At 60.6% G+C, this 21,980-nt stretch carries 25 protein-coding genes; 13 read left to right on the forward strand and 12 right to left on the reverse strand.

Going from position 1 to position 21,980, the window contains the following annotated elements; translation table 11 throughout:
• Window position 1 precedes the first annotated feature (1 nt).
• From J5J09_RS02975 to J5J09_RS02995, 5 genes are all read right to left on the reverse strand, one after another.
• Entirely contained in the window at window positions 2-1,111 is a 1,110-nt protein-coding gene (locus J5J09_RS02975) for a mandelate racemase/muconate lactonizing enzyme family protein (protein ID WP_208548211.1), read from the reverse strand.
• A gap of 1 nt (window position 1,112) precedes the next feature.
• Window positions 1,113-2,210, reverse strand: a complete 1,098-nt coding sequence (gene ugpC, locus J5J09_RS02980) for a sn-glycerol-3-phosphate ABC transporter ATP-binding protein UgpC (RefSeq protein WP_208548212.1) — start codon at window positions 2,208-2,210, stop codon at window positions 1,113-1,115.
• 4 nt (window positions 2,211-2,214) lie between these two features.
• Window positions 2,215-3,081: a carbohydrate ABC transporter permease gene (locus J5J09_RS02985; protein WP_208548213.1), complete on the reverse strand. Its 867-nt coding sequence runs from the start codon at window positions 3,079-3,081 to the stop codon at window positions 2,215-2,217.
• A gap of 1 nt (window position 3,082) precedes the next feature.
• The gene (locus J5J09_RS02990) at window positions 3,083-3,979 is read right to left on the reverse strand and encodes a sugar ABC transporter permease (RefSeq protein ID WP_208548214.1); all 897 of its coding nucleotides are present in this window, start codon (window positions 3,977-3,979) and stop codon (window positions 3,083-3,085) included.
• 119 nt (window positions 3,980-4,098) lie between these two features.
• Complete coding sequence (locus J5J09_RS02995; RefSeq protein WP_208548215.1) at window positions 4,099-5,415, reverse strand: sugar ABC transporter substrate-binding protein; 1,317 nt, start codon at window positions 5,413-5,415, stop codon at window positions 4,099-4,101.
• A gap of 148 nt (window positions 5,416-5,563) precedes the next feature.
• On the opposite strand from J5J09_RS02995, the gene J5J09_RS03000 reads away from it, so the two are divergent.
• Both J5J09_RS03000 and J5J09_RS03005 read left to right on the forward strand, forming a co-directional pair.
• Window positions 5,564-6,352, forward strand: coding sequence for an IclR family transcriptional regulator (locus tag J5J09_RS03000; protein ID WP_208548216.1), 789 nt, complete (start codon window positions 5,564-5,566; stop codon window positions 6,350-6,352).
• A 69-nt stretch (window positions 6,353-6,421) separates the two neighbouring features.
• The gene (locus tag J5J09_RS03005; RefSeq protein ID WP_208548217.1) at window positions 6,422-7,255 is read left to right on the forward strand and encodes an amidohydrolase; all 834 of its coding nucleotides are present in this window, start codon (window positions 6,422-6,424) and stop codon (window positions 7,253-7,255) included.
• A gap of 43 nt (window positions 7,256-7,298) precedes the next feature.
• Here the strand turns inward: J5J09_RS03005 and J5J09_RS03010 are convergent, their stop codons facing one another.
• The 4 genes from J5J09_RS03010 to J5J09_RS03025 all read right to left on the reverse strand — a co-directional run bounded on the left by J5J09_RS03010 (window position 7,299) and on the right by J5J09_RS03025 (window position 10,575).
• On the reverse strand, window positions 7,299-8,438 hold the full coding sequence (locus J5J09_RS03010) for an extracellular solute-binding protein (RefSeq protein ID WP_208548218.1): 1,140 nt from the start codon (window positions 8,436-8,438) through the stop codon (window positions 7,299-7,301).
• Window positions 8,435-9,595, reverse strand: a complete 1,161-nt coding sequence (locus tag J5J09_RS03015; RefSeq protein WP_208548219.1) for a CaiB/BaiF CoA-transferase family protein — start codon at window positions 9,593-9,595, stop codon at window positions 8,435-8,437. The genes J5J09_RS03010 and J5J09_RS03015 overlap by 4 nt, the downstream gene beginning before the upstream one ends.
• 151 nt (window positions 9,596-9,746) lie before the next feature.
• Window positions 9,747-10,220 (reverse strand): Cys-tRNA(Pro) deacylase, encoded by a 474-nt coding sequence (ybaK, locus tag J5J09_RS03020; protein ID WP_208548220.1) that lies wholly within the window; start codon window positions 10,218-10,220, stop codon window positions 9,747-9,749.
• Window positions 10,221-10,224: 4 nt separating this feature from the next.
• Complete coding sequence (locus tag J5J09_RS03025; RefSeq protein ID WP_208548221.1) at window positions 10,225-10,575, reverse strand: ArsC family reductase; 351 nt, start codon at window positions 10,573-10,575, stop codon at window positions 10,225-10,227.
• 211 nt (window positions 10,576-10,786) lie between these two features.
• On the opposite strand from J5J09_RS03025, the gene J5J09_RS03030 reads away from it, so the two are divergent.
• The 3 genes from J5J09_RS03030 (at window position 10,787) to J5J09_RS03040 (ending at window position 13,412) form a co-directional block, all read left to right on the forward strand.
• Window positions 10,787-12,406 carry a CHASE domain-containing protein gene (locus J5J09_RS03030; protein WP_208548222.1) on the forward strand — a complete coding sequence of 540 codons (1,620 nt, stop codon included), beginning with the start codon at window positions 10,787-10,789 and terminating at the stop codon, window positions 12,404-12,406.
• A 232-nt stretch (window positions 12,407-12,638) separates the two neighbouring features.
• Window positions 12,639-12,965 (forward strand): hypothetical protein, encoded by a 327-nt coding sequence (locus tag J5J09_RS03035; protein WP_246745778.1) that lies wholly within the window; start codon window positions 12,639-12,641, stop codon window positions 12,963-12,965.
• A gap of 6 nt (window positions 12,966-12,971) precedes the next feature.
• Window positions 12,972-13,412, forward strand: coding sequence for a hypothetical protein (locus J5J09_RS03040; RefSeq protein ID WP_208548223.1), 441 nt, complete (start codon window positions 12,972-12,974; stop codon window positions 13,410-13,412).
• A gap of 12 nt (window positions 13,413-13,424) precedes the next feature.
• Here the strand turns inward: J5J09_RS03040 and J5J09_RS03045 are convergent, their stop codons facing one another.
• Window positions 13,425-13,622: a NepR family anti-sigma factor gene (locus J5J09_RS03045; protein WP_246745779.1), complete on the reverse strand. Its 198-nt coding sequence runs from the start codon at window positions 13,620-13,622 to the stop codon at window positions 13,425-13,427.
• 147 nt (window positions 13,623-13,769) lie between these two features.
• Here J5J09_RS03045 and J5J09_RS03050 point away from each other — a divergent pair, with 147 nt between their 5' ends.
• The 6 genes from J5J09_RS03050 (at window position 13,770) to J5J09_RS03075 (ending at window position 18,801) form a co-directional block, all read left to right on the forward strand.
• A complete protein-coding gene (locus J5J09_RS03050; protein WP_208548224.1) occupies window positions 13,770-14,564 on the forward strand; it encodes a response regulator in 795 nt (264 codons plus the stop codon).
• A gap of 95 nt (window positions 14,565-14,659) precedes the next feature.
• Window positions 14,660-15,655 (forward strand): sensor histidine kinase, encoded by a 996-nt coding sequence (locus J5J09_RS03055; protein ID WP_348646408.1) that lies wholly within the window; start codon window positions 14,660-14,662, stop codon window positions 15,653-15,655.
• 114 nt (window positions 15,656-15,769) lie between these two features.
• Entirely contained in the window at window positions 15,770-16,822 is a 1,053-nt protein-coding gene (locus J5J09_RS03060) for an AI-2E family transporter (RefSeq protein ID WP_208548225.1), read from the forward strand.
• On the forward strand, window positions 16,819-17,898 hold the full coding sequence (locus tag J5J09_RS03065; protein ID WP_208548226.1) for a putative zinc-binding metallopeptidase: 1,080 nt from the start codon (window positions 16,819-16,821) through the stop codon (window positions 17,896-17,898). The genes J5J09_RS03060 and J5J09_RS03065 overlap by 4 nt, the downstream gene beginning before the upstream one ends.
• A 118-nt stretch (window positions 17,899-18,016) precedes the next feature.
• Window positions 18,017-18,229, forward strand: a complete 213-nt coding sequence (locus J5J09_RS03070; RefSeq protein ID WP_208548227.1) for a NepR family anti-sigma factor — start codon at window positions 18,017-18,019, stop codon at window positions 18,227-18,229.
• A 5-nt stretch (window positions 18,230-18,234) separates the two neighbouring features.
• A complete protein-coding gene (locus J5J09_RS03075) occupies window positions 18,235-18,801 on the forward strand; it encodes an RNA polymerase sigma factor (RefSeq protein WP_208548228.1) in 567 nt (188 codons plus the stop codon).
• On the opposite strand, the gene J5J09_RS03080 is transcribed toward J5J09_RS03075, so the two are convergent.
• Window positions 18,798-19,178: a hypothetical protein gene (locus tag J5J09_RS03080; RefSeq protein ID WP_208548229.1), complete on the reverse strand. Its 381-nt coding sequence runs from the start codon at window positions 19,176-19,178 to the stop codon at window positions 18,798-18,800. The two genes, J5J09_RS03075 and J5J09_RS03080, sit on opposite strands and share 4 nt — an antisense overlap.
• Window positions 19,179-19,283: 105 nt before the next feature.
• Here J5J09_RS03080 and J5J09_RS03085 point away from each other — a divergent pair, with 105 nt between their 5' ends.
• Window positions 19,284-20,039, forward strand: coding sequence for a Crp/Fnr family transcriptional regulator (locus J5J09_RS03085; protein ID WP_208548230.1), 756 nt, complete (start codon window positions 19,284-19,286; stop codon window positions 20,037-20,039).
• Between the two features lie 63 nt (window positions 20,040-20,102).
• Complete coding sequence (locus tag J5J09_RS03090) at window positions 20,103-20,303, forward strand: CsbD family protein (RefSeq protein WP_208548231.1); 201 nt, start codon at window positions 20,103-20,105, stop codon at window positions 20,301-20,303.
• Between the two features lie 55 nt (window positions 20,304-20,358).
• Here J5J09_RS03090 and guaA read toward each other — a convergent pair whose 3' ends face one another.
• On the reverse strand, window positions 20,359-21,921 hold the full coding sequence (guaA, locus tag J5J09_RS03095) for a glutamine-hydrolyzing GMP synthase (RefSeq protein WP_208548232.1): 1,563 nt from the start codon (window positions 21,919-21,921) through the stop codon (window positions 20,359-20,361).
• Window positions 21,922-21,980: the final 59 nt, after the last annotated feature.

Raw genomic sequence — 21,980 nt, forward strand, 5'->3', positions numbered from 1 at the left:
CTTAGCGGATGTCCCGGTTGAATTCCGGGATCGAGCGGTTGTCGATGGCGTCCCAGTCCCATGCGATGCCGAGCCCGGCTGTCGTCGGCGCAAGCGCCATGCCGTTTTCGATCACGAGACGCGACGTCGTGATGTCGTCGAGCTGGGGAATGTACTCCACATATTTGCCGTTCGGCACCGCGCAGGTGAGGCTGACATGCAGTTCCATCAGGAAGTGCGGGCAGACAGGCATGTCGAAGGCCTCTGCCGCATGCGCGACCTTCAGCCACGGCGTGATCCCGCCGATACGGCCGGCATCCACCTGGACGATCGAACAGGCACCCTTCTGCATGTATTCGCGGAAATGCCGGATGGAATAGAGCGATTCCCCGATCGCGACCGGCGTCGCGGTCGAGCGGTTGAGCCTGACGTGGCCCTCGATGTCGTCGGCCGGAAGCGGTTCCTCAAGCCAGGCGAGGTCGATGTCCTTGAGCCGTTCCGCCCGTCGAATCGCCTCGTCGACCATGAAGCCCTGGTTGGCATCGGTCATGATCTCGTAGGCGTCGCCGACTGCCTTGCGCACGGCTGCCAGACGGGCGAAGTCCTCCGAACCGGAGGGTTTGCCGATCTTGACCTTCGAGCCTCGAAAACCCTTGGACTTGGCCTCCAGCGCATCCTCGACCAGCGCCTCGGGAGCAATGTGCAGCCAGCCGCCTTCGGTCGTATAGAGCGGGCAGCGATCCTTGGCGCCGCCGGCGAGTTTCCAGAGCGGCAGGTTCTGCTTGCGGGCACGGAGGTCCCAAAGCGCCGTGTCGACGGCGGCGAGCGCTATCGAGGTGATGGCGCCGATCGTGGTGGCGTGGGTGGCGAATTCCAGCTCGTGCCAGATCGCCTCGATCTGGTCGGCGTCGCGGCCGATCAGGCGGGGCGCCAGATGATCGGCGAGAAGCCGCATGACGGAGGATCCGCCGGTGCCGATCGTATAGCTGTAGCCGGTGCCGGTCGCGCCGTCGCTATCGGTTATTGTAACGATCGGCGTCTCCTGGCTGACGAAGCTCTGGATGGCGTCGGTGCGCACCACTTTCGGCTTCAGGTCGACCATCTTGAGTTCGACGCGTTCGATCCTGGCCATGTCAGCTCCTCAAGGTCTTTCCGCTCGCGCCATCGAAGAGATGCGCCTGCGAGAGGTCGAAGCAGAACGGCACGACCTCACCGGCATGCACGGCGCGTGGATTGAGCATTCGGCCGACCCACTCCGAACCCGCGAATTCCGAAAAGACGAGCGTTTCGTTGCCGAGCGGCTCGGTGAGTGTCACCTTGAGGTCGGTCTTGCGGACATCGGCTTCGTGGCCTGAGTGAAGGCCGTGGCCCTCCGGGTAGAGGTCATCGGGTCTGAGACCGAAGGTGACTTTCTGGCCGGCGGAGACGCGGTCGAGGAAGTGCCGCGGAACGGGCAGGCTGTCGCCGTCGGCGAAGACGAGACGACCGTCGGCAATCTCCGCCTCCTTGAGGTTCATTGGCGGCGATCCTATGAAGCCGGCAACGAACCTGGATGCCGGGCGCTGGAACACCTCTTCCGGCGTTCCGACCTGTTCGATATAGCCGTCACGCATGATAACGATTCGGTCGGCAAGCGTCATCGCCTCGACCTGGTCATGGGTCACGTAGATAACCGTCGACTTGACCTTGGCGTGCAGTTTCTTGATCTCGACGCGCATCTGCGTCCTGAGCTTGGCGTCGAGGTTCGACAGCGGTTCGTCGAACAGGAAGACATCAGGGTCGCGGACGATCGCGCGACCCATCGCAACGCGCTGACGTTGGCCGCCCGAGAGCTGCGACGGCCGGCGATCGAGCAGCGCTGTGAGGTCGAGCGTCCGGGCGGCCTCCTCCACGCGCGGGGCGATCTCTTCCGGCTTCATGCCGGCAATTTTCAGAGAAAAGCCCATGTTCTCCCGCACGGTCATGTGCGGGTAGAGCGCGTAGGACTGGAACACCATGGCAAGGTTGCGCGCCCGCGGGGGCAGGTCGTTGACCACCCGGCCGCCGATCCTGAGATTTCCGCCTGATATCGGCTCGAGACCGGCGATCATCCGCAGAGTCGTCGATTTTCCGCAGCCGGACGGGCCGACGAGCGCGATGAATTCGCAGTCGGCCACTTCGAGATCGATGCCGTGCACCACTTCGAGGGCGCCATAGCGCTTGACCAGCTTTTCAAGGGAAACGGTTGCCATGGTCTTATCCTTTGACTGCACCGGAGGTCAGGCCGGACACGAGATGCTTCTGCACGATGAAGGTCAGCACGAGCGCCGGAATGATCATCACCACGGCGAGCGCGCACATGCCGCGCCAGTCGATGGTGAATTCGGCGGTGTAGTCGAGCAGCCCGACCGGCAGGGTTTTGGAATTGACGGAACGGGTCAGCTGCGAGGCAAGCGCAAACTCGTTCCACGAGGTGAGGAAGGCGAAGATGCCGGCGGATGCGATGCCGGGCCCGGCGAGCGGAAACTCCACCTGCCAGAAGGCCTGCCAGCGCGTGCAGCCATCGATCTGCGCAGCCTCGGCGAGATCCTTCGGCACCTGCCGGAAGAAACCATCGATCAGCCATATCGTGAAGGGCACGTTGAGCGCCACATAGGTCATGATCAGACCGAAATGCGTGTCAATGATGTTGAGACGCGAGTAGACGAAGAACAGCGGCAGCGACAACGCGATGCCGGGCACGGTGCGAGTGAGCATCAGCCCGAGGAAGATCGCCGACTTGGCCTTGAAGCGGAAGCGGGCGAAGGCATAGCCGCCGGACATACCGATCACGATGGCGATGACCGTCGAGGTTACGGAGATGATCAGCGAATTGGTGAAATACTCGACGACCGGGATGCCGCCCTGACCGACGCCGGAGAACATCGCGACATAGGCATCGAGCGACAGGTCCTGCGGGATCCAGACCGGCGGCTTGGCCATGATTTCCACCGTTGGCCGGAAGGATGCGAGCACGATCCACAGCCCCGGCAGGCAGATCACGGTCATCGCGAGGAACAGGCCGATCTTGTGGGCGGCGGAAAGAGCGAGCGTCTTCAGACGAGCTTGTGCGTTTTCGTTCATCCTACCACTCCGCCGCAATCTGGGTCCGCGCTGCCGCGAGCTTGCGGAAGAAGTAGACCGTGAAAATGATCGACAGGAAGATCGCGAAATAGGCCATGGCGTTTGCAAGGCCCATCCGCGCGTCGGAATAGGCCGTGCGCGAGACCAGGGTCCAAAGGAGCTCCGTGCGCTTGGCCGGGCCGCCATCGGTCATGATCTTCACGATGTCATAGGCACGGGCGACGTCGAGCGAGCGAATGGTCATCGCGATATAGGCGAACGGCATGATGAACGGCCAGGTGACGTATCGGAACGTTTGCCACGGCGTACAGCCATCGACACGCGCGGCCTCGATCGGTTCTTTCGGCATCGCGAGCAGGCCGGCGAGGATGAGAATGGCGAAGACGGAGGTCGACGACCAGATTTCAGCGATCAGGATAGCGATGAAGGCGAGCTGCCCGTCGATCAGCCACGGAATGGCCTGTTCTGTGAGCCCCAGCGACTGAAGCGCGTTGTTCACGAGGCCGATATTGTCGTTGAACATGAACTTGAACTGGAAGCCGACAAGGATCGGCGAGAACATCATCGGAAACATCATGATGGTTCTGAGAGTCCGCTGGCCGGTGGAGGCCTTCTCGACAAGCATCGCAAGCCCGAGGCCGAGCAGCATTTCGACATTGAGCGCGATCGTCAGAAGCAGCACGGTGCGGCCGAACGCCGTCCAGAACTCGATATCCGTCAGCAGCCGCTCATAGTTCCGGAAGCCGATGAAATTATAGAGCGATGCCGGCTGGGTCAGCCGGAAGGACGTGAAGCTGGAATACAGCGACAGGAGAAGGGGAAAGATGACGACCGCCGCAAGGACAATGACTGCGGGCAGCAGAAGCAAGAGCGGCGCCGGTGGCCTCCAGCCTTTCATGAGCTTCTCCTGATTTCCTTAGAATTGATGTCTGTTGTCCACCGGCAGGGCACGGCGGATCCGCGCAAAACGCGGAGCGCAAAAAATGGCGCCGGAAAACCTCCGGCGCCACGATAGACTTAGAGTTCGCCTGCGTCTTCGAGGATTTCGGTCGCCTTTGCAGCAGCCGTATCCAGCGCCTCCTTGGAAGTCTTGTCGCCAAGGATGGCGGCCTGCAGTTCAGGATAGACCGCGTTCGAGATTTCGATCCACGACGGCGTCTGCGGTACCGGGAAGGCATGCTGCGCAGCCTGCTGGAAGGCGATCAGGACCTCCTTCTTGTAGGGGTCGTTGAGCGCCTGCTCGATCACCCAGTCCCAGACGGCGCTGCGGGTGGGCAGCGGACCGGCGGAGGATTCGAGCTTCTGGCTGTCCTCGTTGGTGAGGAACCAGACCAGCGACGCGGCCGCTTCCTTGTTGGCGCAGTTTTCCGTGACGGAGAAGCCGTGGTGACCGGACCAGCCGGTACGCTTCCCGGACGAGCCCTTGGGCTGCACCTCGACGCCGACATTGCCTGCGACCTTGGAAGACTTCGGGTCATTGAAGAAGCTCGCCCAGCCAGGCCAGTCGAGGTTGAGAGCGATGGTGCCGGAGGCGAAGCCCTGGCCGAGATCGTCCCAGAGGTAGTTGGTGGTGCCGGCCGGAACGGCCTTGGCCTTGTAGAGGTTCACGAACCAGTCGAGAGCCCGAACCCCTGCCTCGGAATTGAAGGCGGGCTTGCCGTCGGCATCGAGATATTCGCCACCTTCGGCGACCAGCATTTCATAGAAGCGGCCGTTGATCGCCTCTTCCTTGCCGGCGAACTGCGTGCCGTAGAAATCCGGTGGGCTGGCGAAGAAGATCGCCTGGTCGGAAACCTGTTGCCATGTTTCCGGCACCGCGAGGTCGTAACCGTACTTCTCCTTGAAGGCAGCCTTCTTGGCGTCGTCCTGGTAGAGGCTCTTCTGATAATAGAGGGCCGAAACGTCGAACTGGGCTCGAGGCAGCATCACCAGCTTGCCGTCCAGTGTCGAGGCGCTGATGTTGGCCGGGACGAACGCGTCGATCTCCTCCTTCGGAAGAAGGGCGGCGAGGTCGGTGTAGATGCCTGGATACTGCGGCGCGAACGAAGAGTGGTTCGAGCCGACGCACCAGGTGATGTTGCCGGTCGCGATGTCCGACTTGATTTCCTTGTCGAGCTCGAAGTGGTTCTTCTTCGAAAGGACGTTGACCTTGGCGCCAGTCGCCTGCTCCCACTCCGCAATGCGGGCGTAGAGCGCTTCATACTGCTGGCCGCCGATAAGCTTGGCGTCGATGGTGACGCCGTCGAATTTGCCGGGCAGGTCGGCCGCGGCCGCTCCTCCCACCCATGCACATATCAATGCTCCGGCGGCAACGCCGGTCCACAAAGATCGCATGACTCTCCTCCCAGTTAGCCTTGCAAACTCTCACCAATAAGAGCTTCATTTATATACAAACGATTTTGCGTCAATTCGTCAAGGCAAAAGTGTTGCGAGGATCGATCCATGCGTATATGAAAGAGATCATTCACAGAAGGGGTGCGTTGTGATCGACGATGAAACTGACCGCTATCGCGCGCCGGCGCTCGACAAGGGACTCGATATCTTGGAGCTGCTGGCAGCGGTGGACGGCGGCCTGACGCAGGCGGAAATCGCCAAGCGCCTCGATCGCAGCACCAACGAATTCTACCGAATGCTCGACCGGCTGGTGAAACGCGGCTACGTCACGCGCATCGACGGTGATCGGTTCGCGCTGACGCTAAAACTCTTCGGGCTGGCACAGCTTCACGCCCCCGTCCGCCGGCTCGTCTCCTTCGCGGTGCCGCTGATGCGCGAACTCGCCGAGGCCTCGCGCCAGGCAAACCAGCTCGTTGTCTTCGACCGCGGCTATCCCGTGGTGATCGCACAGCAGGAAGCGCCCGGTTACTGGGGCATCTCGATCCGTGTCGGCTCGCGCATCTCGCTCTTCGATACCGGCTCCGGCCACGTCCTGCTGGCGTTCCATTCCAAGGAGGAGCGCGAGATGATGATCGCGGAAAATCTGGGCAGCAGCGGAGATCACGGCAAGGTCACGCCCGAATTCGTATCGCGGCTCGATCAGATAAGAGCCCGCGGATACGAGATGATGCCGAGTGCCCAGACGGCGGGTGTGATCAATCTCTCAGCCCCGGTTCTGGGCGCCGACGGCAAGGCAATCGCGGCGCTGACGACGCCCTATATCACACTGATCAATTCGCCCGGAGCGCCTGACATAACCAACTCGATTCATCTGGTGGTCGAGACCGCGCGAAAACTTTCGGAGCTGGCGGGAGCCAGCATGGGCGCAAGCAGCTGACATGAAAATTCGTATTTGAATGGCCTCTTCTTCTGTGGCAGGTTGCCACGGCGTCGAGGAGGGCGTTTCATGATCATCGACACCCATCTCCATCTGATCTACCGGGACCGACTGAGCTATCCGTGGCTCGCAAGCGTGCCGCCGCTGGATGCCGACTTTCACTACGAGGCATATCACCGTGAAGCCAGACGGCTGGGGATCGCCGGAACGCTCCATATGGAAGTCGATGTGGACCCTGCGGAAATCGAGGCGGAAACCTCTCTCGTCGGCCAGCTCGCGGCTGCGGAGGGCAGTCTCTTGCGCGGCGCGATCGCGTCATGCCGGCCTGAGGAGGAGGGGTTTGCGGGCTATCTGGAAAGGCAGCTGGCAAATTCCTTCGTCAAGGGATTCCGTCGTGTCCTTCATGTGGTTCCGGATGATCTGTCCGAGGGCCAACTCTTCCGGGAGAACCTGAAGCGTCTTTCGCGAACCGGGCTCACCTTCGATCTCTGCGTCCTGCCGCACCAGATCCAAAAAGTCGTGGCGCTGGTCGATCTCTCCCCCGATGTCTCGTTCATACTCGATCATTGCGGTGTGCCGGACATCAAGAGCGGTGGCTTCGAGGCCTGGAAGACGCCGCTCGCCGAGATCGCCCGGCGGCCGAACGTCACCGTCAAGTTGTCCGGCCTGCCCGCCTATGGCGCGACAGACTGGACGCTGGAGGATATGAAGCCCTACTTCGCGCACGTCGTTGACAGCTTCGGCTTCGATCGCATGGTCTGGGGTAGTGACTGGCCAGTCTGTACGCTGGGTGGGGGATTGTCGGTCTGGGTCGGCGCCACGCATGCATTGCTGTCTGGGGTCAGCATCGCCGACAAGGAAAAGGTCCTTTCGGCGAACGCGAAGCGAATATGGAGCCTATGACAGGAGCGGGAAGGGTGTAGGCCCTTCCGCCGGTCGGTAAGCATCACGCCTTGAAGCTGTCGCTGAATGCCTCGTTCAGCTTGCCGATGGCTGCCTTGGTCGAAATCGCACCTGTCACCGCATCATTGACGATATGCGACGCCGCCTCCTGCAAGGGCATGTAGCCGTTGTGCCGGGGACGCAGCCAGGCACCTTGAAGTGTCGTGCGGGTGGCACGGTAGAATTCCAGCGACGTCTCGTTGGCGCCGTCATCCTCCCAGCCGGCCGCATGTCCGGGCTGGCCGCCGCTCTTCCAGTATTCGTTCGCCTGCACCGGGCCGCTGGCAATCCAGTAGGCAAAGTCGACAGCCGCGTCCGGCGCTCTTGAAAAAGCCGACACCGCAATCCCTGTCCCGCCCAGCGCCGAACCGATGGGCCCCGTTTTGCCGATCGCCGGTATATCGGCAAAGGCGATGCGCCGGTCGCGGAAGCCCTTGAGCGAATAGCTGACATAGCCGTAGATCAGCGGCGACACCGCCACGGTCGAGCCGGCCTCGCCCATGCGATCAAGCACGGCGATCGGGTCCATCGCCAGACAGGCGGGATCGATATGCGAGGCCAGTTCGCGGATCGCCTCAAGCGCCGCGACCCCCACGTCGGGATCGGCAAACGGTTTGTCCCGCCCGACCGAGCACGCGCGGCCGAGATTGCCGCAGAGGGTGAAGAAGCTCATCAGAGAATGGGGCGGACGCAGTGGCAGCAGGAGCCGTCCTGACCGCGCTAGATCCACAACCTCAGTCCAGCGCCGGGGCGGCGCGTCGATCAGGTCCGGCCGCCATGCGAGCACCTGCGTCGCCGCGTCGATCGGAAAGGCCCATTGCCGGCCGCGCCAGTTGTAGCTGGGAAACGAGGCGCCGACCGTGCCGGATGCCAGCTCGGCGAACTCGGCCTGGCGTTCAGGTCGGTCAAGCGGCGCAAGGCAGCCTTCCTCGGTGATCTGCCCGACATGCGGATGGTCAATGACGATGAGGTCATACTGCCGGGCGAGCTCCTCGACCGGAAAGCTCTCGAAATCCTGCAGCGACCGCTTGTCCCATTCGATCGCTATGCCGGTCCGCTCAAACCAGGTCTTGGAGCAGGCGACCATGGGATCGTAGCCCCGGGGATGGCTCCAGGTCATGCCTTTCAACGTGGTAGCTGTCATTGGCCGAACTCCGCGCGAATCTGTGCCGTGTGCTCGCCAACGAGTGGTGCAGCCCGTCTTACCGGTGGTCTTTTTCCGTTGATCCGGATCGGGCAGCGCGTCGTGTCGATCGCGACATTGTCCTCGCGTTTGACCGTCTGCAGCATGTCGAGCAGCTTGAAGCCCTCGCTCGACAGGAGCTCCGGCCATTCGAGCACTTTAGAACACCAGATGTCGGCGGGTTCCAGGATAGACAGCCAGTGGTCCACGGTCTGCGTCGCGATCCGGGCGGCGATGATCTTCTTGATCGCGTCGCGGCTGGTGAACCAGGATTTCGGATCGGCACGGTAGGCCCCAAGCTCGGCGATCTCCAGCAGATCCTCAAGCCGCCCGAGCGGCGTCATGGCGATCGCAAGATAGCCATCACGGGCCGGATAGACCCCGTAGGGTGCCGACAGATAGGCGTTGGCGTTCCGGAAGCCCGAACGCTGCGGAAGTCGGCGACCGTTGTTGAGGTGCGTCGTCAGCAGTTCGAATTGCAGGTCGACGAGGCTCTCGAGCAGGCTGGTCTGCACATGCGCGCCCTGGCCTGAAATGCCCCTTCGGACGAGCGCTGCCAGGATCGCCTGGCAGGTATTGGCGCCGGCCAGCATGTCGGCGATCGAAAGCCCGAGCGGAACCGGCCCCTGGCCCTCGTCTCCGTTCAGCCACATGACGCCTGAACGCGCCTGGGCAAGCAGATCCTGTCCTGGACGACCGACCCACGGACCTTCCTCGCCGTAACCGCTGATCGAGGCGTACACGATCCGAGGATTGATACGCCTCACAGCCTCGTAGTCGAGGCCGAGGCGCTCGATGACGCCCGGCCGGAAATTCTGGATCATCACGTCGGCTCTGCCGAGCAGTGTTTCCAGAAACGAGCGGTCCTCGGCGTTCTTGAGATCCAGCCCGAGGCTTTCCTTGCCCCGGTTTATGGCATGAAAGAGCGTGCTGTCGCCGCCGACTTCGGTATCGGAGAGATAGAGTTGACGAGAGAGGTCGCCGCCATCGGGTCGCTCGATCTTGATGACCCGGGCGCCGAGATCGAGAAGCCGAAGCGAGCAGTAAGGTCCCGAAAGAAACTGGCTCATGTCGACGACGAGCAGGTCTTTCAAAAGGGGTTCGCTATCGGCCTGCATGATGTTCCTCCTCCCGGGCACAAACGGCTTACCGCCATGCGACATTCTTATTTGAATGTATCTTTCACATATGGAGAAAAGTTTCAAGGCTGAAGGACATGCGTCGTCGCTCGGGCATTCAACCGAGAGGTTCCACGGGAACGGGTGTTGATCAACTGACGAGTGGGGCGGCGATAGCGGCAAGCGCCTTTTGCGCGTCGGCGGGTGCAAGGCGGACCTGAAGGCCGCGCTGTCCGCCGTTGATATAGACCTGGTCTTCCTGAAGCGCGGCGACCTCGATCGCGGTCGGGACGGTCTTCTTCTGGCCAAATGGGCTGATGCCTCCGACGACATAGCCGGTGAGCTTCTCCGCCATGGCGGGCTTCATCATGGCGGCATGTTTTCCGCCTAAGGCAGCGGCGAGTTTCTTCATGCTGACCTCGCGGTGGGAGGGCACGACAACGCAGACCGGCTTTCCGTCGAGTTCAGCCATCAGCGTCTTCAAGACGCGATGCGGGGCCTCCCCGATCGCCTCGGCGGCCTGAAGTCCGATCCGCTCTGCCGTCGGATCATACTCGTAGACGTGCGTCGTAAACGCGATGCCGGCTTTCTCCAGAAACTGCGTCGCCCGCGTCGTCTTCGCCATGGTGTCAGCCCTGAAGCTCGGCTGCGTAGAGCTCGGGCTTGAAGCCGACCAGAAGCCGACCCGCGCCTTTGAGGACAGGTCGCTTGATCATCGAAGGCTGGGTCAGCATCAGTTCGATGGCTTTGGCCTCGCTGATGTCGGCCCTTGCCTCTTCCGGCAATTTGCGGAAGGTCGTGCCGGCACGATTGAGCAGGGCCTCCCAACCGACCTCCTTGACCCAGTTCTCAAGCTCGGACCGATCCAGACCGGCTGACTTGTAGTCGTGGAAGGCGTGGGAGTGGCCATGGTCGTCCAGCCAGAGCCTTGCCTTCTTCATGGTGTCGCAGTTCTTGATCCCGTAGATTGTCAGCGTCATGAAAACCCCGTTTTGCGATCTCCCTGACTTACCCACGGGTCGCCACATTCGCAAGCGGCTCCATGGCTGATCCGGTTGCTCTGCTGCCGTAGCGGTACTCCGCCAACAGAATTTGGGATTTGTGTTCCTGCACGAATAATGCAGTCTGACGCTGGCTGGCGCGGCGCAAGTTTCGGCCCGGACATCAGGGGTTGGCGATGAAGGCAGGTCTTTGAAGAAGTATCTGACACTCGTCCTGGTCATGACGGTGCTGGCGGCGGGAGCCGTGATGACCCTGCTTGCCTGGGACTCCGAGAGACGCGCCACTCGCGCCGCCTTCGATGTGACGAGCGACGAATTCGTCCACCGTGTCGAAAGCCGGCTGCAGCAGCATATGGCGCTGATCACGGCGACCGGCGCGTTCCTCGAAGCATCGGGAAGCGCGACCACGAGGGCATCGTTCCAGACGTTTGTCCGTGGGCTGAGGCTTGAAACCGACTTCGAGGGTATCCGGGGGATAGGTATGGCACTTATGGCTCCGGCCTCTCCGGCCGGCGATTCGGCGATCGAGGCGCTTATCCAGCGGAGCCATGATCTTGATCGACCCGTGTGGCCGCAGACCGACCAGTTGCAGCGCGCGGTCATCGTGTTGCTGGAGCCGCAGGACGATCGCAACCGCGTGGCTCTCGGCTTCGACATGTTCAGCGAGGGGCGGCGACGCGAGGCGATGCTGAAAGCGCTGCAAAGCGGCCACATCCGCGGCTCGGCGCCGGTGGAGCTGGTTCAGGAGTATACCAACGAGAAGCAGCTGGGCTTCCTGCTCTATTTTCCGGTCAACCGCGCCCTCAACTCGCCGGTGTGGCAGGACGAGCCTTCCGGAATGGGTGGTTCAGGCTTTGCCTACGCACCGTTCCGTGCCGGCGACTTCTTCCGCTCCGTGCTCAAGAGCTTTCCAGACGGCTTTATCGAGGTCGAGGTCAGCGACACGGCGGGCGACGTTGCGGAAGTCCTGTTCCGCACGCCGGGCTTTTCCGAGGGGATATCGGATGCGGTGATGACCCGTTACGTGGTCGCTGCCGGACGCGAATGGACCCTGAGCGTTTATCCCGGTCCATCCTATCTCGTCACTCCGCATGTCTACACTGCGCTGATTGCCTTCATATCGGTGTTGCTCACGGTAACGCTGGCGATGGCGATGCGCTGGCAGGCGCGGGCGATGGCGGCGGTGGAGGCGCTGAACGCCGTTTCGCAGCGGACCATCGGTGAAAAGGATCTGATGCTGCAGGAGATGAAGCATCGCATCAAGAACTCCATCACCCGCATCCTCGCCATGGCGCGCCAGACAGCGGCGCACTCGGCGTCCCTGGAGGATTTCACGGCCTCGTTCTTCGCCCGCCTTCAGGCCATGGCCAATGCGCAGGAAATGCTCACCAGATCGCGCTGGCAGAGGGCCGATCTTCGCGCGCTTCTCGAAACCGAGTTGAAACAGGTCTTCGGAGAGCAGAACGCAGGCGCCTTGCTGGAAGGCCCTCCCGTGGAACTTACCGAAGCAGCGACCCAGGCGCTCGGACTGACGTTTCATGAACTGGCGACCAATGCCCTGAAATATGGGGACTACGACACCGGCGCCGGCACGTTGTCGGTCCGCTGGAGGATCGAGAGACACGACGATCGTTCGTGGCTGCGGCTCGATTGGCAAGAAGCGACCCGGATCGACACGAGCAAGATCACAAAGGCGGGCTTTGGCACGCGGCTGATCGACGCCAGTATCAGGCTCGAACTGGGCGGCGTGATAGAGCGTGATATTGCCGGTGACGGTCTTCGGATCCGCATCGAGATCCCGCTGACTTAAAAAATCGCAGAATCCGCGATGCGAGTGGAACCAGAAGCCGACCTCCACGTTTGAGAGGTGGCGAGTGTACCCCGCCCAATCTACTCGCCCCGTCCTGCCTCAAGGCAGAAGGGGAGAGGTCGCACGCCCCCAGCGACCTCTCCCGCTCCGGCCTCGAAACACGCGAGGCCTTAGGAACCTTAAGGGAGATGGCTCGTTTAGGCAGTTATCTTCAGCATCTCAAAGGGAGTCTATGATGGCCGTGGCAAAAGCAGAAAACGACATCGCGAACGAAGCGCAGGATTTGGAGCGCGATGTCGATATCGCTACTTCGGACGTAGAGCAGCAGTTGTCCCGACTCCGCGAGGATGTGGCTGGGCTGGTTTCGGCCCTTGCTGCCTTCGGTGAGCAAAAGGCCGTCGATTATCGTCGAAAAGCTGGAGAACTGGCCGAAGACGCCAAGACTGAGCTTGCCGGCTGGGAAGGCGATCTTGAGGAGCGCATCCGCAGCAAGCCGCTTCAATCCATCGCGATTGCCGCGGGAGCTGGTTTCCTTGCAGCGCTTCTGACGAGGCGCTGAGCGGCTATGCTGTTCCTCGAAAATCTTCTTTTCGGAATTCGTGCTGACGCGGCGTACACAATTCGCCGGCTTAGGCGCACCATACTTTTCGGTGCGATCGCCGCCGTCTTTTTGCTGACGGCCTACGGGTTTGCGATCTTTGCTCTTGCTGTGGCTCTGGCGCGTGATTTTGGCGTTGTCGGCGCCGCTTTGGCCGTGTCCGGTGGCGCCATGGCTTTGGGAGTGGCGATCATTGCCTATGTCTTGGTTGTGAACAGCTTCGAGCGACGCGCTCGTTTGCCAATGTCTGTGCGCCTCAAGATGGCAACGCAACAGGCGGGTATGGCTGCCGCAGGGACAGCATTGTCCGGTGGGGGGATGTTGGGGTCTCGACCGCTCGTTTCGCTGGCGACGGTGGCAGTTGTGGTTTTTGCCGGAACGCGGCTAGGACTGTGGTCGAAAAAATAGTACCGTCAGCCGTCAGGTTTCGCGCCGCGCAGCGGCGGCGCGTTCGGCAGCATCAAGTTTTTCCAGAAGATCCAGGAGCCTGTCAGGTGTGCCTTCTTCGACAATGTCGTCATAGAAGCTCTTGAGCTTCATTGAGATCATCTGGTCGACGGCGTCCTTTTTGCCGGGTGCGATAGGACCTTTGCCACCCGCCTTTTGCTCCTTTGTCATTCCAACTCTGCCTTGCCTGTTAGCCCTGGATATAGTGTAGGTCATGCGGTAACGGGAGCGTTAAAAAAAAGTTCCGGTGGATGGAACTTTTTTTTCTCTGTAGCATTTGTAGGGCATCCATATCTCTGGGCGTTAGGAGAATACTCTATGTCTTTGACCACCCGCGTCGCGGCTCACCTGCCGTATCTGCGTCGTTATGCTCGTGCTGTGACGGGTTCTCAAACTTCGGGGGATGCATACGTTGCCGCTTGCCTTGAGGCACTGATCGCGGATCTCTCGGTATTTCCGAACGCGTCCGATGATCGTATCTCTCTATACAAACTGTTTGTATCTATTTTTCAGTCGGCTGACGTCGAGGTCCGGCCGATCGAATCGCCGTTCGCTTGGGAGCAGCGTGCGGCTGCCAATCTCGCTCTTGTGCCAACTCAGGCGCGTCATGCGTTCCTTCTCGTTTCCGTCGAGGGATTTTCGCGAGAGGAAGCAGCAGAAGTCCTGAGTGTCTCTCCGCAGGAAATCGACAGCCTTCTGTCGGAAGCCTCCACGGAAATCTCCAGGCAGGTTGCCACGGACGTGATGATCATCGAGGACGAGCCGCTGATCGCTCTGGATATCGAGCAGATGGTCAGCGATCTCGGGCACAACGTCACGGGTATCGCCCGCACGCACACGGAAGCGGTGGAACTCTTTTCTCGCACGAACCCCAAAATGGTTCTAGCCGATATTCAGCTGGCGGACGGCAGCTCCGGCATCGACGCCATCAATGACATCTTGCGGGTATCTACCGTTCCTGTCATCTTCATTACGGCTTTCCCGGAACGACTTCTGACGGGCGAGCGACCGGAGCCGGCCTTCCTTGTGACCAAACCATTCAATCCGGACATGGTGAAGGCTTTGATCAGTCAGGCGCTTTTTTTCAATGATGGTGAGCGCAAGGCTGCCTAGATTCCCGCTGTAGCAGATCAATTTCGGCCGAACCGCAATGGCTTCTCCGCGGTTCGGAAGGTCGCGCGATCTGTGAACGATGGAGCGAATGTGTGGTGCAACGGCTGAAATGGCACAAGCAAGGCCTGGCCGACGATACTTTGCTTGAGTTCTTCATCTCGACCCTCGTCGAGATGAAGGCTTCGCTTATCCTCCAGGACACGGATCTCAACTATCTGTGTGTTACGGGCCTACCGGAATACTGGACACTCATGCCCGACGATACGCCGAGTGACATATCGGTGTTCGGCGAGGAGCATGGCGTGAAGCTCGAGGATCTCAAGCGGTCATTGCTAACGACTGGAGAGCAGGCTGAACTCGAGCTGACCATGGCACCGGACATGGTCTTCCAGTTTCGCATCCATACGTTCAAAACGGCGGACCGCATATACATAGCCACTGTCGTGCTCGATCGAAGCGAGGACTTGCGTCGGGAGAAGCTCCTGCGGGCGCTCCTGCGCGAGGTGAGTCATCGCTCAAAGAACCTTCTGGCGATCATTCAGAGCATCGCGGCGCAGACGGCCAGGTATTCCGACAGTCTATCCGGTTTTCTGGAGAAATTCCGCGGGCGGCTCCATTCCCTGTCGCAATCCCAGGACCTGATCACAGACTCAAGTTGGCGGGGCGCCTATTTCGTGGATCTTCTCCGCCATCAGACGGACAAGTATCTGGCCGACCAGACCGATATCATCGAGCTGTCCGGTGACGACACCTTGCTGTCGCCCAACGCGTCGCTGCATCTCGGACTCGCTCTCCACGAGCTGATCGTCAACGCGGTCATTCACGGCGATATCGTTGGCAGTGGGAAGCGGATCAAGGTTGCGAGTCACAAGATCGACAGGAATGGTGTTCCTCATCTGAGGATCACGTGGCACGAACCGCGAAGCATCGGTCCCGAAATGGATCCGGATGGTAAACGCGCAATGTCCTTCGGCAGCACCGTGCTGGAGCGCGTTGTTCCCGCGTCCGTCAACGGAACGGCCACCTATAGCATCGGTAAGAGCGCCGTCAGCTACGAGCTTGTCTTTCCGCTCGATGAGGCGGCCGAATAGGCCGTTCAGCCTGGGGAACAATTCTGATCGCTTGACGTTTTCTGGCAAACGCCGGGGCGGTCAATGGATTTTCGCGCAAATATACAAGGCAGAGGCCCCGCGAGGCGGCTCGACTTGCAGAACACACTCGCTGTCGCCAGCCAGGTCGCTATGATCGCCCTGGCGCTCATGGCGTTTATTTACACGCTCGACTACGCAAAGGTTATCGTCGCACCCGTGTTCCTGGGGGTGGTGATTGGGCTCATGTTCTCGCCTGTCGCCACACGGCTGGAGCGGATCGGGCTTCCAAGCTGGTTGTCAGCCCTCATCATCATGGTTCTTTTCGTTCTGCTGGTGATTGCCGCGGCTGTCGCATTCTCTGTGCCTTTGTCGGCCTGGATCGAGCGCGCTCCGCAGATCTGGGAGGCGCTGAAACTGGAGATCGCCAGTTGGCGGGATCTGTTTACATCCGTTGCCGCGTTTCGCCAGCAGTTGACGGAGATCGCCGGGCAGGCGGGCGCGATGACTGTCAACGTCGCTGACGAGGGGGCGCTTGGCGGGATGGCGACACTGGCACCGGCCATCGTGGCCCAGACGCTCCTGTTTTTCGTGAGCCTCTACTTTTTCGTGGCGACCAGGCAGCAATTGCGCGTGGCCATCCTACGGCTCTGCATGACAAGGCGGGTGCGGCTTCGGACCGCCCGCTTCTTTCGTGAGGTCGAATACCTGATCGCCCGATATCTGCTCACCATCACGGCCGTCAACATCGCCATGGGCGCTGCGGTGGCGGTGGCGCTCTGGTTGCTCGGCGTGCCGTCACCGCTTCTGTGGGGCAGCCTCGCCATCGTGCTGAACTACGTGATCTATGTCGGCCCCGCCATCATGGCTCTGATCCTCTTTGGTGTCAGCCTGGCGACAGGGGAGGGAGGACTGGGCGTTCTCCTGCCGTCGGCCGTCTATCTCTGTATCAACCTTGTCGAATCCGAGTTCGTGACAAATCAGGCCCTGGGCGTCACGATGACTATCAATCCCTTTGCGATTTTTCTCGCTTTGACGTTCTGGTTATGGCTCTGGGGGCCGATCGGAGGCTTCATCGCGGTGCCGTCGCTACTGATCCTTCAGGCGCTCGTGCGTACCCTTCTTCCACTTTCGAAAGGCCAACAGGCCAGGACCGGATTTGCCCAATGAAACCCTACACCTGCTCAAACTGTGGCAATCTCGTCCATTTTGATAACGAGGTCTGCGTTCAATGCGGGCTGCGGTTGGGGTATCGCTGCTGGTCGGACGACATGGTCGCCCTCGATCCGGCAGGACAGGTCGCTGTCGACGGTCAGTCTACGGCGCAGTCCGCTTTTCTGTGTGAGAACGCAGCCCAGGGTGTCTGCAACTGGTTGGTGGAGGATGCAGGAGCCGCACGCCTTTGCCGCGCCTGCCGGCATAATGTCGTTATTCCGGACTTGGCCGTTGAAGGCAATGTCGAACGATGGGCCCGCATGGAGCAGGCGAAACGTTACGTCATATACTCGCTCCGAAGATGGGACTTGCCGCTGCCGGGACCGGACGACGCAGGCAACCGCCATCTGAGTTTTTCCTTCCTCGCCGACGTGCAAAACCTGGACGGCGGTGTGGAGCCGGTGATGACGGGACATGATTCCGGTCACATCACCATCAATGTCGCGGAGGCGGATGACGCGGAGCGCGAGCGAATCCGCACCGAGATGAAAGAGCCTTACCGGACGCTGGTCGGGCATTTCCGTCATGAACTCGGACATTTCTATTGGGACGTTCTCGTCGACGACGGGGGACGGCTTGAGCAGTTCCGGTCGATCTTCGGTGACGAACGACAGGACTATGGCCAAGCGCTAATGGCACACTATGAACATGGCGCGGCAGCCGATTGGCCGAACCGCTTTGTCAGCGCCTATGCCAGTGCCCATCCCTGGGAGGATTTTGCGGAGACATGGGCGCACTACATTCACATGACCGATGGACTGGAAACCGCCTTGTCCTTCGGACTTCGGCTGACAGTTGGCGCCTCGTTGTCACAGCCCCGCACCGATGGCAGCTTCGATCCCTACCGCGCCGCAAGCGCAGAAGATCTGACGCGCCGCTGGATCCCTGTCAGCATCGCGCTCAACAGCATCAATCGGAGCATGGGCCAGCCGGATGTCTATCCCTTTGTTCTCTCCCCTCCGGTTATAGAGAAGCTGGAGTTCATCCATAGCCTCGTTCAACGGAATGGTCGTCCCGGTAGCGCGGCTTAAGCGACTGAATTATGGTCTATCGAACAAAATGGCGCCTGTGTGGAACAAAAAGGCGCGAGTGGCATTCTAAGCACACGCACAACTCCAATATCCTCCCAATCAAAGTGACGGCTGGACAATGAAGACACTTGAAACCCATCGTGCCGACGAGATCGCTTCGCGCAATCTCGACGCCACGCCTGAAAGCAGTGACGCGATATCGCGCCGGCTGCGGCATTTTTACGACTCCGTGCAGGAAGAAACGATTCCCGACCGTTTTCTGCAACTGCTGGAAATGCTGGAAGAAGCAGAAGAGCGCCATGCAGCTCGCAACAATAGAGCAGAGGGCTGAACCATATGACCGTTGACGCGACTGCCGAAGACCGTGTCTTCAAGCGGGATTTGCTTGCGGCCCTCCCCGGTTTGCGAGCCTTTGCCGTATCCCTGAGCGGCAATCACGACAAAGCAGACGATCTGCTTCAGGACACAATCATGAAGGCGTGGGCGAAAAGGGACAGTTTCCAGCCGGGGACGAACCTGAAGGCATGGTTGTTTACGATTCTGCGCAACGAATTCTATAGCCAGATGCGCAAGCGCGGGCGTGAGGTTCAGGACAGCGACGGCTTCTTCTCCGAACGACTGGCGACACACCCGGGTCAGTACGGCGCGCTCGATCTGCAGGACTTCAAGAAGGCGCTCGAGCAATTGCCTGACGACCAGAGGGAGGCCATCATCCTCGTGGGCGCATCCGGATTTGCCTATGAGGAAGCTGCGGAGATTTGCGGCTGCGCGATCGGCACGATCAAGAGCCGTGTGAACCGCGCAAGACGTCGCCTCCAGGAGTTGCTGCAGGTCTCCGGTGAATCGGAATACGGACCCGACAATCAATCGGCTGCGGTCACCAAGACCGCATTCGCAATCTAGCCGGTGTCCGAACGTCGCTGAAGGCGTTCAGCGGCGACGAAAAGCGCGTGGACGAGCCTCTCATCGAGGAAGGGCAGGTCGACCACCGGCCAACCACGGCAGCTGTCCAGCAAATACCCTTCGGGAGTAACGGTGGAGGCGAAGACGATCCCACGTCCCTTCGCCTCCGCCATTCTTGCGTGCTCAAGATTCTGGCGCGGGTTGCCCCCAAGGCGCGTTAGCGCCACATCGAAGGCCTCAGTCTCAAGTGCATCTTGCAGGTTCGCCGGGAGTATGACAGCCTCCCATCCAGCGACGTCCATGATCGCACGCTGAAGATCGAGCGCGATGAAGTATTCCATTTCCAAGACCGCAACACGCAGTATCGGGGTGCTCATGAATCGGTTCCTCGTTAAGAAACCACAAGGTGCCGAAACGACATCGATGTCATTTAAAAATGACATAGTGGAGGCACCTAACGCCGTAGATGAGATGCATCCGTAATGGCTCGGCAGGTTGTGCATCACGCAGCTCGGGTGCCGTGCCACGAATGTCCTCTGAGAGAGTGCAGTCCGTTTCGTGAGTTTACGGAGCCTGAACTCGACTTCATGGAGGGCTTCAAGAAGGGCGAACTGATTACCGACAGGGGTACGACGATCGTCGCGCAGGCCAGCCATGGCCCGCATTTTTACACAGTCCTTTCCGGCATGGCCTTTCGTTACAAGTTGCTCGAGGACGGCCGGCGCCAGATCCTGAACTACCTCTTTCCCGGCGACCTTATGGGACTGCAGTCGGCACTCCTGGACGAGATGCAGCATTCGGTCGAAGCGCTGACACCGATGAAGCTCTGCATCTTTGAAAAGGAAAAGATCGGCGAGCTCTATCGCAAGCATGCCGGTCTCGCCTACGACATCACGTGGATCGCGGCACAGGAGGAGCGGATACTCGACGAACATCTGCTGAGCGTCGGTCGCCGGTCGGCCATCGAGAGGGCGGCCTATCTTCTGGCATTCCTGTCCATGCGGGCCAAATCACTGCGGCGCCAGGCTGGCATCAATGGAGCACTCCCGATCACCCAGACGCACGTGGCCGACACGCTGGGCCTTTCGATCGTCCACACCAACAAGACGCTGCGCAAGCTGCAGCAGCGCGGCATGGTGCGTTGGCTGGAGCGGGGCTGCGAGATCCTTGACGAAACCGGGCTGCAGGAACTGGCGGGTTGGGAAGCGTCCCCAGCGGGTCGCCGTCCGTTTATTTGAGCAATGGAACCTTCTGTATCATCCGGCCGTTGTCAGGGCGGTAGAAACAGAAGGAGACATCACATGAACTGGGATCAGATCGAAGGCAAATGGAAGCAGGTCAAGGGTGAGGCAAAGGCTCAGTGGGGCAAGCTCACCGATGACGACCTCGACCAGATCAACGGCAACCGCGAAAAGCTTGCCGGCAAGCTGCAGGAGCAGTACGGCAAGGATAAAGAAACGGCCGAACGCGAGATCGACGACTGGATGTCGAAGCGCCACTAATCTGCGCTCTAGAAAACAGAGCCGCTTCAGGTATGAAGCGGCTCTTTTCTTTTGTTTATTCCCATTCGATCGTACCTGGTGGTTTCGACGTCACGTCGTAGACGACGCGGTTGATGCCGCGCACCTCGTTGATGATACGGGTCGCCGCACGACCGAGGAATTCCATGTCATAGTGATAGAAGTCGGCGGTCATGCCGTCGACAGAGGTGACGGCGCGAAGCGCACAGACGAACTCATATGTCCGGCCGTCTCCCATGACGCCGACGGTCTGGACCGGCAGCAGAACGGCGAACGCCTGCCAGATCGCATCGTAAAGACCAGCCTTGCGAATCTCGTCGAGGTAGATGGCGTCGGCCTCGCGCAGGATGTCGAGCTTTTCGCGCGTCACGCCGCCAGGGCAGCGGATGGCAAGCCCCGGACCCGGGAAGGGGTGGCGGCCGATGAACGAGTCGGGCAGGCCGAGTTCCTTGCCGAGCACCCGCACTTCGTCCTTGAAGAGTTCGCGCAGAGGTTCGACGAGCTGCATGTTCATGCGCTCGGGCAGTCCGCCGACATTGTGGTGCGACTTGATCGTCACGGAAGGGCCGCCGGTGAAGGAGACGCTTTCGATGACGTCGGGGTAGAGCGTGCCCTGGCCGAGGAAATCGGCGCCGCCGAGTTTTTTGGCTTCTTCCTCGAAGGTCTCGATAAACAGACGCCCGATGATCTTGCGCTTGGTTTCCGGGTCGCTGACACCTTCCAGCTCGCCGACGAACCTGTCGACGGCGTCTACATGGATGAGGTGCAGGTTATAGTGTTCCTTGAACATGGCGACGACGTCCGCCGCCTCGTTCTTGCGCATAAGTCCATGGTCGACGAGGATGCAGGTCAACTGGTCGCCCACGGCCTCGTGGATCAGGAGTGCGGCAACCGACGAGTCGACGCCGCCCGAAAGTGCGCAGATAACACGCTTGTCGCCGACCTGATCGCGGATCGCTTGAACCGCCTTTGCGCGGTAGGCGGACATGGTCCAGTCGCCCTTGATGCCGGCAATCTTGTGCACGAAGTTTGCGATCAGCTTGGCGCCGTCAGGCGTGTGCACCACTTCCGGGTGGAACTGCACGGCGTAATATTTACGCTTCTCGTCGGCGATGAAGGCAAAGGGCGCGTTGGCCGAGGTCGCGACAACCTCGAAACCCGGCGGTATAGAGGTTACCCGGTCGCCGTGGCTCATCCAGACCTGGTGCCGGGAGCCGGCCGACCAGAGACCTTCGAACAGGGCGCAATCCTTGCCGATGTCGAGGAAAGCACGACCGAATTCGCGATGGTGGCCGCTTTCGACCTTGCCGCCGAGCTGCGCGCACATCGCCTGCTGGCCATAGCAGATGCCGAACACCGGCACGCGGCTATCGAAGATCAGCTGCGTTATGCGTGGGCTGCCCTCGTCGAGCGTCGACGCCGGGCTGCCCGACAGGATGACGGCCTTCGGCTTCATCCGCTTGAACGCGGTGTCGGCGGTCTGAAACGGGGCGATTTCGCAGTAGACGCCCGCCTCGCGCACACGGCGCGCGATCAGCTGGGTTACCTGGCTGCCGAAATCGACGATGAGGACACTGTCTGGATGTGCTGGCTGGGTCATGGCGAGGCTTTAGTGAAAACCGATCCTTGTTTCAATCGAAGAATTGTCCCGATTGTCGG

This window comes from Ciceribacter sp. L1K22, assembly GCF_017599385.1.
GTDB lineage: Bacteria > Pseudomonadota > Alphaproteobacteria > Rhizobiales > Rhizobiaceae > Allorhizobium.